Source organism: Natrinema sp. SYSU A 869 (assembly GCF_019879105.1).
In the GTDB taxonomy this organism is placed as follows: Archaea; Halobacteriota; Halobacteria; order Halobacteriales; family Natrialbaceae; genus Natrinema.
Genome location: NZ_CP082248.1, coordinates 87,008 through 102,528, shown reverse-complemented (window position 1 = coordinate 102,528; position 15,521 = coordinate 87,008). Strand labels below are relative to the sequence as shown.

Here is a 15,521-nt window from a genome sequence, read left to right as displayed (position 1 = left end):
ATCGCCCGCTGGAGGACGGGCGGGGGCGAAGTGAACATCGTATCGTCGGACAGCTCGTCCACAAGAACCGCCGGTTTCCGTGTTTGTCCAACTTCCCATCAAGGGCGAGCCACACATCGTGTACAGCATCTTCGTCTCTGACACCCTGCTTCTATTATCTGTTCATGTATATGTGAGAGCGCTGGTAGGAGACATTCTTGAAGATAGATGAATCCTACATCTGCTGAAAGCATGACATCTCCTGTCCCGTGGACGGCATGGGATTCTCGGTGAATCAAGCTCAGAGCGATTTTTGCATGCAGGTGGCCGAGCTCGGGCACAGGTCCGTGAATTCGGTGGTTTGCTGGATACGTGGTGGGGTGTTCTCCCGACTGATCTCTTCATATCCTCGGTCTCGGAAGAACGCTGATGCGGTCGTGGTCAACAAGTAAAGTATCTGAACACCATCCGCTCGCGCATACTCTTCTAACTCATCACACAGTATCGTCCCGTAGCCCTGTCCACGATCGGTCTCTCTGATAACGACAGACCGGAGGAGTCCATCTGAACCGTACATCTCAACGCCTCCACTCCCGATGCACTCCGTGCCACTGTACGCGAGGAAGAAACAGTCCGGGTTTGAGCGCACATCCTGATACGGCAAGTTACTCTGTTTTAGGAATGATTCAACACGGTGGAGTGCTTCTTCATCCGCCTTCTCGATCGTTATCATGAAGGATTTATACGGTCCAATTGACGGTTAGCACGCCGTTTCGACACTTGGCTGAGCAATACATACCCGTATTTTCCCGCCGAGTTCGAACGCGAACCCACCACACTCGAAGAAGCAGCGAGCCAGTTTATGGACGTGGCGGACTCCGAGGGCTAGCCCGACAATAGCCGTCACGACTACGGTCCCAGCTACGGGCTGGCTCACAACCCAGAGTAACAGCGGAAACGACGCTACCATCAGGTAGGATACGAGGATACCTCTCCACGTAGGGTCAGTAGTGGTTCGATACTTTCGTGGGTCAGGCGGCGGTCGATGCATAGTGTACCTCTTGTGTCTACTGGATCGATCGTTATTCGATTGGTCGATGCATTCGGTAGCGGTGTCCATGTTCAGAACCGCGGGACTACGGTTGTCCGGGCTCGTTTTCATGCTATGGATGAGACTCCGTTCCTGATTTTGCTCCTTCTATCGTTGCTGGGACAACGTAATCGCTCAAATCGCGTTCATCGTCCCACTCACGGATGAACTCGTCGCTGTCCGCTTTCGGTTCGATGGAAACGTCTGTGAATCCGGCTTCGCTCAGCATCGTTTCGAGCGTTGGAATTGAGACGGCTCCACCGATACATGCAGCTACTGAGGCTGGATCCGACTGTAGGTCGGTCGGTAGTTCGGTAGTTAGGACGCCATCCGAGATGGCGAGGCGTCCGCCGGGTCGGAGGACTCGATACGCATCGCGGAACACGTGTAGTTTGTCCGGCGAGAGGTTGATGACGCAATTCGAGAGGATCACGTCCACGGACTCATCTGCGACCGGAAGGTGTTCGATTTCGCCGATTCGGAACTCGACGTTCTGTGCAGCGTTCGACTCGATGTTTCGGCGGGCTTTCTCGATCATCTCGGGCGTCATATCGACGCCGATGACGTGGCCGGCCGCCCCGACTTCGCGGGCAGCGAGGAAGCAATCGAACCCGCCACCGGAGCCGAGATCGAGGACGGTGTCCCCTTCGTCCAGGCTAGCGATCGCAGTGGGATTACCGCAGCCGAGATTCAGATTTGCGTTCCCGTCAACGGCGTTGAGTTCGTCGTCCGAATAGCCGACTTTCTTCGACGTATCTGTGGGTGATTCGCTACAGGATCCCGTCTCTCCGCAACACGAGGCCGACTCCGTGGCGATTTGTCCGTACCGTTCGCGCACGGCGGTGCGCTGTTCGTGGGCACTGAGACGGTCACCATCCGCATCCGTTGTGGGTGTGGTATCAGTCATTATCGTGTGATCTCGTATCGTCGAGGACTGTGAGAAGTCGTTCTGCGCGCGGTGTCGCGGTATAATACCGCCATCTGCCCTCCTTTCGTCGTTCGACCAGGCCGGCGCTGAAGAGCCGAGAGAGTGCTTGACTGACTGCTCCCTGGCTCACGCCGAGTGCGGGTTCAATCTCACAGACGCAGATGTCGTCGTCGGCCTCGGCGATAAGTCGAAGCGCTTCGTACCGAGTATCGTTCCCGAGGGTTGCAAGGACATCTACGTCAGCGGCTACCTCCTGTTCCGCCAGTGAGTGCGAATGACTGGCAGTACAGCAATCAGTCCCTTGTTGGTCTCGGCTCTCTGCTGACTGGCTATTGGTCTTCTGCCCACTCATTTTAGCATACCCTAATATTAGGGTATGCTAATATAAGTGTTCGGGTCGTAGTTCATCTACCGTGAAGAGAGCTTTTAGAGGGAGTTATGGCCCCGAAAATCCGATTCTATCCAGAATCTATCTGAATTCCATACTGGGCCCATCCGGATGTCATCGCTCTGGGCGAAGCGGGCCGCCTCATACAGTTTGACCATCTATCTCGGCTGATTGAGGAGATACCTGTGGTCGATTACAGATGGCGTCAACCTCTCGGAATCTTTCTATTTCGGTCATAGTCTCCCCCTTAGATACGCTAATCAATCCTCACGTTGAGTCGGTAGTATGGATCGGCGAATCGGTACCGTCAGTCTGTCCTAATCGGCCTGCCGCTGTATTCCGCTGATCCGACGCAGGCACGATCTCTGTCCTGTCGCTTGCGGCAAGACCATGGGGTGGCATATTGTTGTAGACTGTCTCGTAGTCGTCGGGATCGACGATGTACGTCTCGTGCCAGATCCCGACAGCCGCGTCTTCTTTCGTTCCGTCTTCATAGTAGTCTTGCCAGGCGGGGAAATGAAGGCGATCGCTGTCCCGCGCGTAGTCACGGAGGGCCTCGAAGGAGTCCCAGTACTGGACAAATCCGATGTTTCGGATGCCGGGTCCGACGACTGTTCGACTCCCGAGCAAGCCCGACTCTGGGTCCGAGACGAGTTCCCGGACTATCTGTGGCTCGATTAGGAAGATCGGAAGCCACCGATGGAGCTTCCAGAACGCGTTGATTCGGAGGCCAATGTGGAAGACTACGAATTCCTCGCTGCGCTCCGCGGCAACCTTCTGTTCGATCGGTTCGTCACCCCGATGGCAGTTGTCTGTCATCGTGTTGCTGGTGGGGTGACATCGAGTTGATCGTTCTCCCAACATGTTGGGTGAATCCTGATTGCGGCTGCAGACGATCTCCAGATATGGAAGTCGAAGACATGCTCCCGATCGAACTGCCAACCAAGGACAGTACCCTGACGCGGGCGTTTTACCTGTTCGTGTTGGTTCCAACTGTACTAGGAATAGCGCACCACATCGACCACATTATCCGTGGTAATCACGTCGGCTGGCCCCTCACGCCGGAGGTGAATGCGTTCACGTATAGCCTCGCTATCTACCCGTTGCTTGCAATCAGCCTCTATCTGACGTTAACCCGGCGCGTCGAGGCTAGGTACTGGGCCGGGTTTTTCGCGTTCAGTGCCGGAATGCTCGCGTACTTTCATATCAGCCCGTGGGCGGTCGAACCACCACAGGACGTGATGATGCCGTACTCGAATCCCGTCGCAGGCTATCTTGCGTTCGGGATCGTACTCGCGCTCATCGTCTCGGTCGTTATCGGATCAATATACGGGGCAGTGCTGTGGTACCGGGGTGATACGTGACGGGAGAAAACAGAGTGGCCGACGTGTGATGCAAGACCTGTGACTTGGGGTGGCGAGCAGACTAATATTTTTGCTGGGGCGGAGTAAATGATGATCCACGATGGTTACGTCTCGAACCCAACGCTCACAGCGGAAGAGATGGATATGATTCGTGCACGCTTCCGTTTGACCCTGCCTCAGGGAATCTGGATCACTGAGGTGTCTAAGTCGTTCCCGGACGCGACGCTCCGACTGCTCACCGGCGTCCCGAAGGGCGGTCGGGCGCTCGAACTCGGTGAAGTCCGGGCCGAGAACCCGGAGCGGGTCACCGATGCCATCCAAGGATACACTGACATTTCCGCGTACGACCAGTTGTACGTAGACGACCAGCGAGCTATCGGGCAGTATGAAGCCGACGAGAAGAGCCTCTACGAATTTCTCTGGGAATCCTCGCTCCCGCCGGAGTTCCCGATCATCGTCGAAGACGGCGAGATGGAATTCGATCTGACCGCGACACAGGACCAGTTCGAAGCGTTCGGCGCGGCACTCGATGACACCGGCCGCGAGTACGAGTTGCTGACGCTCGTTCATACCGACGAGCAGGATGCCCTGCTGACCGACCGTCAACGTGAATACCTGACCGTCGCACACCGCCGCGGATACTTCGAAGTGCCGCGAGAGTGTACCCTCGCTGAACTGGCAGACACGCTTGGAGTAGACAAGTCGAGTGCGAGCGAGACGATTCGGCGCGGTGCGGGCCGTATCATCGGGCGATTTACACTTAGCCGTGACTGACCGCTCCGCCGACGGCTCCGAACTGCATCACGAATCCGTAATGAATAGATCCTCTGGGCCTTGTTTGGACGCGTGATTTCACGGGTGTGAGTTCTCTATAGCGCGTTCGATGTTGCGGACGGCGGATTTCATGACAAGTTCACGGAATTGACCGAACCAGGTTCTCGACCAGAGCGTATCGCCGTATCTGCGCCGGAGCCCGAAAAACACCGATTCAGCGTTCGAACGCTGGTGATACGCCCGGTCCTTGATGAGAAATTTCTCGCCCACCCCCGCATTCCAGGATCTCGCTGCGGAATCAGCGGTGTGATACTTTCTGCACGTAATCTCGTGCGAAGCTCCTCCCAGTCGTAGCCCTTATCGGCAGCGACAGTCGCCAACTCATCGAGATTCCGCACTAACACCTGCCAGCCGACCTGTGTATCGTGCGGTTGTTTCATCGAACAGTGTATATCGAGAATCGCACTGGTTTCACAATCGATGAGCAGCGTCGTCTTCACCGCCTCGAACGTGTAGTCGGTGCGTTTGGCGTAGTGCTGGCTGGCTTGGACGCGATCGACACCGGTTGCGTCGATCGCCTGCACATCACCGAGATCATACAGCTCGACGGACTGATCGAGGATCGCTCGCCACCGCTTCATTGGAATCGCCTGCTTTCGCGTACACACCGTCGAGAAGTGTGGCACCGTTTCAGGCGTCAAACCGAGTGATTTCGTCACTCTCGGCATCTCGCGGAGGACGTCCATCAGCTTCCGGTACGGATGGCCGAGATACTCTTTCAATCCCTGAACGGCGAGAATCACCCAGTCAGCGTAGCCTTCTTCTCCCGGACGGTAGACCGGAGCTGGCGTGCCAACGACGGCTTTTTGGGCGAGCGATACAACCTTCTCTGTGAAGCGGGAGGTCTTCGTGTGCACAACGAACCCGTCCCGCTTCACTTCCTAGTAGATTTGGTATTTTCTCCGAGCTACTAGTACGACGATACGAGTTCGATCGGCTCTACACTGTTAACGTTTGAGCGTCTAAACAAGGCCGATCCTCTGTATTTAGCACGTACTTTCTACCAGAATCCGTATAGGTCGGGGCGGGTTGTGCTGAATACAGGCGGAGGCGTTACCGCTGTGGTCGAGTCGCAAGCGCTGCACCCGCGAGCGACCACCGGGAGCGAGCGGCCTTTTTAGCGTAGATTTTGCGCCGAGAGGTGAGCGAGCGCAGCGAGCGAACCCGAGGCGGAAAAAGGTACTTGCGCAGGTCTACTGAACGGGTGGTTCACTCGTTTCGACGTGAAACAAACGACTTGTTCGTGCTGCACACAGCCGCTGTATTCAGCATACGTATCCTTGCAGAGTATTGGGGGTGTTGTGTCAATCGGCGATTGATTTTCTCTCTCGCCACCAGTTTGGCTGTACGCGAACCCCAGGCAGAACCACACTCTCGTTGCCCCATCGAACGAAAGCAAAACCGTGCCTGTTCGACTGGTTATCGCCGCGCCATCCGGCGGTTATTCCGCGTCAAATGTATGGGCGCTGCAGGCTCCGGTTCGATTATCGAACGAATCGCTCTTTCAGGCGTGAGGCGGTCGAATTCGACGGCGTCAGTCACAGCTGTCCAGGTGAAGCTCCGGAACGAATCGCAGCGGAAGTAGCTGCCCTCCTCCAAGGGTAGTCAGTAACGGCCCGACCTTCCTCAAACCGATTCGCGCCAACCGGAAACGCTCACTCCTTGAATGTAGTGAACAGATAGCTCGTTCCAAACAGGGCGAAAGGACGTCATGCGAATCGTTCTGTGACCCCCCACTCATACTGCTAGGAATCCGAGCATCGAGAGCTGCCAGCTGAACGCGAGGCCCAGCAGTGCCAGGATCGTCTGGTGGATGCGTGCGTGCAGTGACCAGTAGCGGTACCGCCATGCCAGCAGGGCACCGGCAGTCGTCCCGAGCGTAAGAACACCGATGAGATACGGAAGCGCGAGGGCGATCTGCATTTGGAGCGGGCGCGTGAAGAGCGTGAGGTCGCCGCCGGTATCCAATACGAACATGAAGAGCACGACGAACCCGATGGAGACACCGCTTAACCCGACGCCTGCTGTACAAGCAAGCCACGAGGGCTTGTCAGTCGGCGTTTGACGCCGTAAGTGAACCCGCTACTGTCGGTGTCGTCGCACGGCTGTCCGGTTTGTTGCTGAGAGACGTGTTGATCTGTCATTCGGAGTCCTCCGTGTCAGGTTCGTCATCGGTGCGATACTGCTTCCACTGCCGCCAGGTGCTCTGTCCGCCCCACCCAATGAGCGAGAGGCCAAACCCGGATAGTGCCGTCCCGAGGACACCGCCGGTGACGAGTTGGCGTTCGTGGAAGGGAACAGGCTGGTAGACGCCGTTCGGTTCACTGCTCATATTCAGCACTTCTACGTCTCCATCCGTGACCTCGAAGCCAAGAACATCGTGACCGCCGACCTCCTGATACGCGTACGGTTCGGTTTCGACCCACTCCCGAGCGGGATCTTCGAGAGTCGTCGTGCGCAGACGGCCGTCGTCTGCGGGTTCGACAGTTACGTGTTCCAGCAGGTCTACTACCTGAAGGGGACCGCTCTGCGGGAGATACGAGAGGCTGTACTCGCCAGCGACAGTTTCAGCGCGCTCATCACCGCCCGGTCTCGAAGTGGGTGTCGGCGTAGTCGGTGGCGGTTGGAGATTGTACGCCGCGACGATCTCATCGACGACAGTCGCCGGAAGCTCGTCGGGGTTGCTGTTGTAGGCGACGAAGATCCCGACATCGTGGTCCGGAGCGAGCAGCAGGTGACTCGTGAAGTTGACCGTTCCGCCCGAGTGGGCAATAAGGTTAGCATCTGGGTCACCGTGCTCGTGGAAGCCGTACCGCCAGTTCGTGACTGCTGGATGACGCACGTGGTGACGACTGTGCATCCTTTTGGCGGTCTCCGTGTGGAGAATCCGCCTGTCGCCGACTGAACCGCCGCCGAGGTGTGCGCTCATGAACGCCCCCATGTCCGTCGCCGTCGCACTCAGCGAGCCCGCCGGACGCATGTTGAGGTACACGTCGTCGGCAACCGTGAACGACTCACCGTTGCGGACGTGGGGTGCGGCAAGGTTGCCAGGCTGGTCGTCAGAGACGGGCTGGGCGAACGTACTGTGAATCATGCCGAGTGGTTCGAAGATCTCCGACTGGACGTACTCGTCAAACGTCGTCTCGTGAGCTTCCTCGACGATGTGACCGGCAAGCGCCGCACCGTAGTTGGAGTACCCGACGAGCTCGCCAGGCGGACGGATGCGTGAGCGCTGCTGGTCGATAAGTACCGTCTCCAACGAGTCGAGAGCGGCTGGGTCGGCGACAATGTCGGGATCGAGTGCGGACTCGAACCCGGCGGTGTGCGTACCGAGGTGGCGGAGTGTCACGGGGTCGTCGTACGTGTCCGGTACGGTAACTGCTGAGTCGTCGAGGTACGTGTTCACGTCGGCGTCGAGGTCGAGCACACCCCGTTCGACACCCTGCATGACGGCGGTGTATGTCACGAGTTTCCCGACCGATCCAACCCGGAACACTGTCTCATTAGCTCGAACCGGATCGTCGGTATCGACGTCAGCAGAGCCATATCCTTTGGTGAGGATAGGGAGTCTCCACTGACGATGACGACCGTTGCTCCGGGCGTTGTCGTCCCGACCCGCTCGGCCATCACCTCATCGACGAACGCTTCAAGCTCGCCCGGATCCGCGAAGGGGTCTATGTGTTGTTGTAGATCGTTGGCTCTAGAGTCGGTCGTAGCACTTGTTCGACCCACCGTGGTTCCGATGCCAATGAGTCCGAGCCCACCGAGACCGGTGAGGAACGACCGTCTCGTCGTTCCATGAGCGCTGTCGTTTGTCTTGGAAAGTCGTTGTCGTGTCATTAGTCTGAATGCCTGGGAGTGGAGCGGTTGTATTGCTGGGCAGTGCAGTCGTAATCTCGTCCTCGTGTCCACGCGATCACAAGGACGTATCCGACAAGTATCGCTACGAAGAGCGGAATGCCACGGGATGGGCTCCACAGGCCTGTTCCGGTGAGTTCGACTGTCAGTAGCGTCGGGACGCCGGGTGTTCCTGCGGCCCAGATGCCGAAGACGTTCATCAGCGCGTAGTTCACGCCGAGGTGCAACCCCATCGGAAACGCGAGCTCGCCGGTTCGGAGATACGCGATGCCGAACAAGCCGCCGAGCAGCCCCGTCTTCACGACGACGAGTGCGACGTTCGCGTCCGCAGCAATCGCACCGGGAAGGTGGATGACGGCGAACGCGAACGTGCTTGCGAGCAACGCGACAACGGTGCCGACCGGCCGAGTGACGCCGCGGGCCGTGAGCCCCTTGACCGCGTTCATGATGAACGAGCCACGGTAGATGTACTCCTCGTAGAACGCGACGCCGGCGAACGCGGCGAAGAACACCAGCAACCATCCCAGAGAAGCTGTGTCCGGGACGAGTCCACTACTAGCTACCCGCAACGAACCGGTCTGGCGCGCGATGACGAAGGTCAGTCCAACGACGAGAGTTCCGATTCCGGTTCCCGCGACGAAGTCACGCCACCAGTTCCACGACAGGCGGTACCCGTACTCTCGGACCGGCCGGCGGTCGAGATACCGGGCCGAGACGCCGAGAACGACCGTCATCACGACGGTGGTCCCGGTGAACCCGGCCACCATCATTTGGCCGCGATTCAAGTCGAGTGTGAACGCCGCCGCGCTCACGAACTGTAATGCGAGAAAGCCAGCGAATACCGGAACGAGCACGCGCCAGACGGCACGCACCCGGCCACTCTGCTGACTCCAGACAAGCGACCGAAGGAAGGTGCGAACGTTATACATGCGTCACCTCCCGCATTCCGGTCGAATTCGGATGCAATGTCTCGTTCGGGTGGTTCTGGCGACGCGTCGGGTGAGGGGTGTACATAGTGGTTCTGTGCGTTGTGGAATTGTGGTTGTCGAACCAGTTCGTGAGCGATTCCTGGGTCGTGTTTGTGTTCATTGGTGGATACTCACCTCGGAGTGGCTTCGATGGCGGTGACGAGACCGAAGAACGCATTAGAGACGTTCTTGACCGGGAGTCCCGCCTGTTTGACGGTCGCCAGCGGGTCGTGATTCAACCGGCAGCCGTTCTTCTCGTAGTGGGACTCGGCGCGCCAGTCCTGAAGCCAGGCAAGTGGAGCAATATTGCTACGACTGTGTTCGACCAGCAGAATCTCGCCGTCGGGGGTGCAGACCCGCTCCATCTCGTGGAGCACCGCGATTGGGTCGGGGAACGTGCATGTGGAAAACGACGAGATAACCGTGTCGAAGCTATCGTCAGGGAAGTCGAGTGCCTGGGCGTCCATCTGGTGGACAGTGCCGTCCAGACCGAGTCTGTCGAGTTCGTCACGTGCGTGGGCGAGCATGTCGGTGCTGATGTCGATACCGACGAGTTCGACTGACGGTGGGAGATAGCTGAAGTTCTTCCCTGTACCGCAGGCGACATCAAGCACTCGGCCGTTCGCGTGCTCGAACTGGCGGCGACGATACCGACCAGCGAACAGCCGGTCGAGTCGCTGCCACCGTGCGAGTTTGTCAGCTACGTCTGCGTACGCGTCGGCGATTTCTTCGGCCGACATCGACCGTCTTTGCACCGACTGGTCTCGCTCGGTACTCTCACTGTTCGTGTTTTCCTTCGGATTTACCTGTTCACCTGGATTGCTCGATTGCATAGGTTCGGGTCTCCGTTGACTTCGACTGCAATACGAGCCAGCGGTATCAATAAATCTATCGGAAATTTGATAACTTATCGGGTTCGTTTCAAAACTCAGATTGACCCGATATCCGCCTGTCTAAGCGTCGCACTCGTCTATCTCGGGGGACTCTGAACGAACAATGGATTTCGGTCAACGGCGGTTTCGTAATTACTCTGTCAGGTGTGCTAAAATTCGCCACTTTCGCGTCGCACGCGCTCTGTCCGCGTGACCGTCGCAGACGAATTGAGATGGAGCCGAACTGCGTCGTCCCCGTGGCGTAACACGACTTCGTATTCGTCAGGGTCGGATGCGAATTGCCTGGACGTCCAACGACCGTCGTAGACGCGGTCGTGGAACTCCCAGATCCCTCTCGATGTCACGTCGATGCCGTGGTCCCAATGGAACGCAATTGAAGCAGGATGGTGGAGGACGGTATAAGTCAACGGACTATTGTATTCTCGGAGACACTCCTCACAACTGCTCGTCACAACAAACGAATCGGAATCAGGTAACGGACTCTCGGGAATCTCAATTATTTCGGCAGAAAGGTGAGCACCGCACTCAGGACACATCCCTCGCCGAATCTGCCGGTAGTCCTCGGCGCTTCGGAGCTGGACGCTTCGGATCAAATCATCATCGTCTCGTGTTCTGGCCTGCGCAGGCGTTATCGGTTGACCCATGACCTGCTGTTCACACCTCGTGCAATCGATACGGAAGAACTGATGCGAAAGCCGTGCTTCGAGTGATTCTTCGCCGCAGAAGATACACGTCCCAGGGATCGATTCGGGACCGAACGAGTCCGGTTGCTCGTAATTGCCCGACAGAATGAATCGAACGATTCGCTCCCCGGCATGTGAAAGCGAATACCCGTCGTTGCTTTTCCGAAGGTAGGTACCGGTGAGTTCTCCGAGGTGGTACGATAGCTTCGAGGTATTTTCCACCTCGACGTGGTCGTAAATCTCTGAGAAAGCGAGTTGTGCAGGCCCGGATCCGACTTGTTCGAGTTCGTACTGGGCGACGGCAACGGCTTGGAGGATATCAACTCGGGTATCGTCGGATAGTAACCGAAAGATATCCGTAGCTGAACGGTCCTCTGCCATTGTTCTCTGTATCTAAGCAACGAGTCGCTACTATTGAAACCTTGGTCCCAAATTGGCTCGTTTAGATAATCTCAAAACGAGGGATTTAGAGCACTACATTTGGAATTTGCCTTGCTTAGCGGCTTTCCCCTCAATCGGCGATTGATTTTCTCTCTACGGACCGGTTTGGATGTACGCGGATCCCCGTGACACCAACACGCTTGGTCGGCCATCGAACAAAAGCACCGAACCGGCCCGTTCGACCGATAATCGCCGCGCTGTCGGGCGATTATTGTACCTCAAATCTATGGGCGCTGCAGGCTCTAGTTCGAGTGTCGAACGAATCGACCTTTGAGGCGTGAGGCGGTCGAATTCAAGTGACTGGGTCCTAGTTGAAAATACACCGCACTACACGGGAGTTGCAACGGTCTGTAGGTACTGATTCTCGACGATTGCAGTCCCATCCGTCGCATGGTTATAACGGTCGAATACTTTCCCGAGGTCAGTTCGGAAGCGCTCTTTCGAATTAGTATCAAGCATCTTGAGCGCCTGGATTGTCGGGCCGAAGTACGTGTTGAACACGTCCACCGCATGGTCGATCGACCGATAGTACTGGAGCGCAGATCGTCGGTCACTTTCGATCGACCGAGTGCTAGCGCCGAGTAGCTCCTTGAGCCCCTCGTCGGTGCCCCAGCGGAAGGGCGATGGGACATCGGGTGGTGGAGGAACGTATTGCGCATGAGCAGCGAACCAGTCGCCGCTCCACCCGTCGGGAATAGGACCCGCCAGACCGATTTTGCCGCCCGGTTTGCACACCCGAAGCAGTTCATGTGCCGCCCGTTCCTGATCGGGTGCGAACTGTACGCCGTACACCGAGAGTACCGCGTCGAAGCTGTCGTCGGGGAAGGGCATGTCCTGGACATCACCAACCTGGAAGTCGATCTCTTGTCCGTTGGCCCGCGCCCGGGTTTTCGCTCGTTCGATCAATCCAGGTACGTAGTCGAGGCCCGTGACGTCACAGTACCGTCGCTCCGCGATTAGCGCCGCTGTGCCGCTCCCACACGCCACGTCCAGGACTCGTTGTCCGGGATGTGGATCGACGGCTTCACAGAGTGCCTCGGCCATGACGACGTTTTGGCGGGCAATTTCGTTGAAATCGCCGCTCGACCACATCTCCCGTTGACCCTCCGTAATGCCCTCGTAATCAACTGACTGGATATTATCGTTCATCTCGGTTGCCTTATAGTAAGTTCTATCCTCAATTTTATTGATGACTCTTTCGAGCGCCCAGCGAGATGCTTTTCACGCCGTACTTCTGGCACGCGTTCGTCGCTCGATCCGAGATGAACTCGTACTGTGGATTCTCTCGGACTTCGACGTCTTCGAAGCCGGGCGTTTCGATCATATCGGTATAGTCGGTGACCTGTTCGGCACCACCGATGCAGGCCGCCCAGAGATCCGCGTTGGATTTGATGCTCTCGGGCATCCGGGTTTCGCTGATGATATCGGAGAGTGCCAACCGGCCATCTGGCCTGAGTATGCGATTCACCTCCGCGAAGACGTGCTCTTTCTCGGCAGAGAGATTGATGACGCCATTGGATACAACGACGTCGAACGACTCGTCGGCGAACGGGAGGTCTTCGATGTACCCCTGTTCGAACGAGACGTTCTCCATCCCGGCCTCGTCGCGGAGCCGCCGTGCCTTCTCCAGTTGCTCATCGGTCATGTCCAGCCCACTCACGCTCCCAGCGTCACCGACGTGAAGCGCCGCGACGAAGGCATCCATGCCCGAGCCGCTGCCCAAGTCAAGCACGTCGTCTCCCTCCTGGATGTCGGCGAGGTCGAAGTGATATCCAACGCCAGCGAAGGAGTCGATAGCCTCTGCTGGCACTCGATCGAGATCAGAAGCCGGATAGCCGAGCCGCTTCGCTAGCGGGCGTCCCATCTCGAAGTGATGCTCGTCGGTCGGCGCTTCTGCGACGTTCCGGTAGACGGTCTTGACTTCTCGCTCTAGCTTATCGACGTCGAGTGATTTCGACATTACTGCTCACCCCTCTGTACGGGGACAACGTCGGTTTCGAGCGGGACGGCATTCGTGATGTTGTCCAGCAGCGGTGAGGTGGCTTCGACCCGGTCTCGGAGTTCGGCGAGTTTATCCTCCGACGCATCCGCGTCGATGTAGGCGGTGCAGGTCACCGTGTTGTACCCGGCGCGGACGTCCTCGGAGATGCCAAGGAATCCCCGGAGATCGACGTCGCCTTCGAGTTCGAATCGAAGGTCACTGAGTTCAATACCCATGGCAGCGGCGTTGGCCGCGTATCCGACGCTCAGACACGATCCAAGGGCGGCGAGCAGGAGCTCGACCGCATTCGGTGCGGTCCGGTTGCCCAGGATCTGTTCCGGTTCGTCGCCCTCGACGCGGAACTCCTGGGTGTGAATTCGTTCGCCGGCCTGATCGAAATCGTCGATCGTCGTCACACATTGCAGGCCGTCGGTCCATTCGGTTTCCGCGCGGAACCGGAATTGGCCACCTTCAGGTTCCTCTGTGATTGCTTCGACCGCTTGGCCGAGTTGCTCTACATCTACGCCGTGAGTGATACTCATGAGATATTCCTCCCTGTAAGAGGAAGACGCGGACGAGAGCTATGTAGGCATCTCGTGGCATTCGGCCACCCACTGACCGCCTTGCAGATGATGAGCGGGGGTCACTGAGTGCGTGAGAATCACTAGGTAACTACCTATCCCTCAAAGCCATATCGTTCGTCATGGCAGTTCATGCACCCCCGGTAGACGACAACGCAGTTAGCGACCTTCAGAAACAGTTTCGTGGGACGCTGCTCCGTCCGAACGACGACGGGTACGACGAGGCTCGGACGATCTGGAACGCGATGATCGACCGGGAGCCCGCACTCATCGCTCAGTGCGCAAGCGTCACGGACGTAATCGCGTCAGTGAACTTCGCCACCGAACATGGCCTTACCCTCGCTGTCAAAGGCGGTGGGCACAACGCTGCCGGCAACGCCGTATGCGACGGTGGTCTCGTGATCGATCTCTCTCGGATGAAATCAGTGCGGGTCAAACCCGAAACCCGAACCGTCCGGGTTGAACCCGGTGTCCTTCTCGGTGAACTCGATCACGAGACGCAGGCGTTCGGTCTCGCCACGCCTGCCGGTATCGTCTCGACGACCGGCGTCGCCGGACTCACACTGGGTGGAGGGTGGGGATGGCTCAGTCGATCGTATGGCCTCACGATCGATAATCTCCGGTCAGCGGACATCGTTACTGCAGACGGGGAGTTGCTGCACGCGAGCGAAGACGAAAACGAGGATCTCTTCTGGGGAATCCGCGGTGGCGGCGGCAACTTCGGGATCGTTACTTCGTTCGAGTTCGACTGTCACAAGGTCGGCCCGGAAGTGCTCGGTGGTCCGATCTTCCACCCGTTCGAGGATGCCACGGATCTTCTCCGGTTCCACCGTGAGTTCACGTCTGAAGCACCGGACGAACTCTGTTGCTATGTCGCAATCACGGCGGCACCGCTGGAACCGTTCATCCCAGAGGAACTGCACGGGACGACGGTCGTCGCCTTCATCATGTGCTACTCGGGCCCTATCGAAGAGGGCGAGCAGGTCGTCGAACCGCTCCGAGAATTCGGCGATCCGATCGCCGATCTCGTCGGGCCCATGCCGTTCACCGGCTTACAACAGCTGTTCGACGAGGACTTGAAGGCAGGCGCTCGGAACTACTGGAAGACACAACTGGTGGAACCGCTCTCCGATGAAGCGATCGACATCGTCGTAGACCGGGCACGAACCCGCCCGACACCGTCCAGCGACATCGTACTAGAGCATCTCGGCGGCGCGATCGCGCGGGTTTCCCCCGACACGACGGCGTTTCGGCACCGAGATGCCGCGTTTTCCTTCAACGTCTTCCCGCGCTGGACCGATCCCGAGAAGGACGAGGCTCACATCTCCTGGGCCCAAGAGTTCATGGACGCCATCGCCCCGTTCGCATCGGATGGGGTCGCAGTGAACTTCCTCAGTCAGGAAGGTGACGAACGAGTGAAGGCCGCGTACGGTGCCAACTACGAGCGGTTGGCCACACTCAAAAACGAGTACGATCCCGAGAACCTGTTCCAGATGAATCAGAATATCGAGCCGAGCATCTAATACCATACGA

14 protein-coding genes and 1 pseudogene are annotated in these 15,521 nt (G+C 57.8%); 3 read left to right on the top strand and 12 right to left on the bottom strand.

Going from position 1 to position 15,521, the window contains the following annotated elements:
- Positions 1-280: 280 nt before the first annotated feature.
- From arsN2 to K6I40_RS04325, 4 genes are all read right to left on the bottom strand, one after another.
- Complete coding sequence (gene arsN2, locus K6I40_RS04340; protein WP_222914384.1) at positions 281-712, bottom strand: arsenic resistance N-acetyltransferase ArsN2; 432 nt, start codon at positions 710-712, stop codon at positions 281-283.
- Between the two features lie 430 nt (positions 713-1,142).
- Positions 1,143-1,976, bottom strand: coding sequence for an arsenite methyltransferase (locus K6I40_RS04335; protein WP_222914382.1), 834 nt, complete (start codon positions 1,974-1,976; stop codon positions 1,143-1,145).
- Complete coding sequence (locus tag K6I40_RS04330) at positions 1,969-2,349, bottom strand: winged helix-turn-helix domain-containing protein (RefSeq protein WP_222914380.1); 381 nt, start codon at positions 2,347-2,349, stop codon at positions 1,969-1,971. Before K6I40_RS04330 ends, K6I40_RS04335 begins: the two co-directional genes overlap by 8 nt.
- Positions 2,350-2,652: 303 nt before the next feature.
- On the bottom strand, positions 2,653-3,204 hold the full coding sequence (locus K6I40_RS04325; RefSeq protein WP_222914378.1) for a DUF4188 domain-containing protein: 552 nt from the start codon (positions 3,202-3,204) through the stop codon (positions 2,653-2,655).
- An 86-nt stretch (positions 3,205-3,290) separates the two neighbouring features.
- Between K6I40_RS04325 and K6I40_RS04320 the strand changes: the two genes are divergently transcribed.
- Together K6I40_RS04320 and K6I40_RS04315 are read left to right on the top strand one after the other, a co-directional pair.
- On the top strand, positions 3,291-3,749 hold the full coding sequence (locus K6I40_RS04320; RefSeq protein ID WP_222914375.1) for a hypothetical protein: 459 nt from the start codon (positions 3,291-3,293) through the stop codon (positions 3,747-3,749).
- 198 nt (positions 3,750-3,947) lie between these two features.
- A complete protein-coding gene (locus K6I40_RS04315; RefSeq protein ID WP_255681614.1) occupies positions 3,948-4,523 on the top strand; it encodes a helix-turn-helix domain-containing protein in 576 nt (191 codons plus the stop codon).
- A gap of 78 nt (positions 4,524-4,601) precedes the next feature.
- Here K6I40_RS04315 and K6I40_RS04310 read toward each other — a convergent pair.
- The 8 genes and pseudogenes from K6I40_RS04310 to K6I40_RS04275 all read right to left on the bottom strand — a co-directional run bounded on the left by K6I40_RS04310 (position 4,602) and on the right by K6I40_RS04275 (position 13,949).
- Positions 4,602-5,440, bottom strand: a pseudogene (locus K6I40_RS04310) (IS5 family transposase).
- A gap of 880 nt (positions 5,441-6,320) precedes the next feature.
- A complete protein-coding gene (locus K6I40_RS04305; RefSeq protein ID WP_222914373.1) occupies positions 6,321-6,560 on the bottom strand; it encodes a hypothetical protein in 240 nt (79 codons plus the stop codon).
- Between the two features lie 163 nt (positions 6,561-6,723).
- Complete coding sequence (locus tag K6I40_RS04300) at positions 6,724-8,145, bottom strand: serine hydrolase domain-containing protein (protein WP_222914879.1); 1,422 nt, start codon at positions 8,143-8,145, stop codon at positions 6,724-6,726.
- A 277-nt stretch (positions 8,146-8,422) separates the two neighbouring features.
- Positions 8,423-9,370 (bottom strand): CPBP family intramembrane glutamic endopeptidase, encoded by a 948-nt coding sequence (locus K6I40_RS04295; RefSeq protein ID WP_222914371.1) that lies wholly within the window; start codon positions 9,368-9,370, stop codon positions 8,423-8,425.
- A 170-nt stretch (positions 9,371-9,540) separates the two neighbouring features.
- On the bottom strand, positions 9,541-10,242 hold the full coding sequence (locus tag K6I40_RS04290) for a class I SAM-dependent methyltransferase (RefSeq protein WP_255681613.1): 702 nt from the start codon (positions 10,240-10,242) through the stop codon (positions 9,541-9,543).
- A 1,511-nt stretch (positions 10,243-11,753) separates the two neighbouring features.
- Entirely contained in the window at positions 11,754-12,575 is an 822-nt protein-coding gene (locus K6I40_RS04285; protein ID WP_222914369.1) for a class I SAM-dependent methyltransferase, read from the bottom strand.
- 34 nt (positions 12,576-12,609) lie between these two features.
- Positions 12,610-13,386 (bottom strand): methyltransferase domain-containing protein, encoded by a 777-nt coding sequence (locus K6I40_RS04280; RefSeq protein WP_222914367.1) that lies wholly within the window; start codon positions 13,384-13,386, stop codon positions 12,610-12,612.
- Entirely contained in the window at positions 13,386-13,949 is a 564-nt protein-coding gene (locus tag K6I40_RS04275) for an OsmC family protein (protein ID WP_222914365.1), read from the bottom strand. The genes K6I40_RS04280 and K6I40_RS04275 overlap by 1 nt, the downstream gene beginning before the upstream one ends.
- Positions 13,950-14,110: 161 nt before the next feature.
- Here K6I40_RS04275 and K6I40_RS04270 point away from each other — a divergent pair, with 161 nt between their 5' ends.
- On the top strand, positions 14,111-15,511 hold the full coding sequence (locus K6I40_RS04270) for an FAD-binding oxidoreductase (protein ID WP_222914363.1): 1,401 nt from the start codon (positions 14,111-14,113) through the stop codon (positions 15,509-15,511).
- The last annotated feature ends 10 nt before the right edge of the window (positions 15,512-15,521 follow it).

Coding starts and splice junctions, on each gene's coding strand:
- arsN2 (WP_222914384.1), bottom strand. CDS start 712: ATGATAACGATCGAGAAGGCGGATGAAGAAGCACTCCACCGTGTTGAA.
- K6I40_RS04335 (WP_222914382.1), bottom strand. CDS start 1,976: ATGACTGATACCACACCCACAACGGATGCGGATGGTGACCGTCTCAGT.
- K6I40_RS04330 (WP_222914380.1), bottom strand. CDS start 2,349: ATGAGTGGGCAGAAGACCAATAGCCAGTCAGCAGAGAGCCGAGACCAA.
- K6I40_RS04325 (WP_222914378.1), bottom strand. CDS start 3,204: ATGACAGACAACTGCCATCGGGGTGACGAACCGATCGAACAGAAGGTT.
- K6I40_RS04320 (WP_222914375.1), top strand. CDS start 3,291: ATGGAAGTCGAAGACATGCTCCCGATCGAACTGCCAACCAAGGACAGT.
- K6I40_RS04305 (WP_222914373.1), bottom strand. CDS start 6,560: ATGTTCGTATTGGATACCGGCGGCGACCTCACGCTCTTCACGCGCCCG.
- K6I40_RS04295 (WP_222914371.1), bottom strand. CDS start 9,370: ATGTATAACGTTCGCACCTTCCTTCGGTCGCTTGTCTGGAGTCAGCAG.
- K6I40_RS04290 (WP_255681613.1), bottom strand. CDS start 10,242: ATGCAATCGAGCAATCCAGGTGAACAGGTAAATCCGAAGGAAAACACG.
- K6I40_RS04285 (WP_222914369.1), bottom strand. CDS start 12,575: ATGAACGATAATATCCAGTCAGTTGATTACGAGGGCATTACGGAGGGT.
- K6I40_RS04280 (WP_222914367.1), bottom strand. CDS start 13,386: ATGTCGAAATCACTCGACGTCGATAAGCTAGAGCGAGAAGTCAAGACC.
- K6I40_RS04275 (WP_222914365.1), bottom strand. CDS start 13,949: ATGAGTATCACTCACGGCGTAGATGTAGAGCAACTCGGCCAAGCGGTC.
- K6I40_RS04270 (WP_222914363.1), top strand. CDS start 14,111: ATGGCAGTTCATGCACCCCCGGTAGACGACAACGCAGTTAGCGACCTT.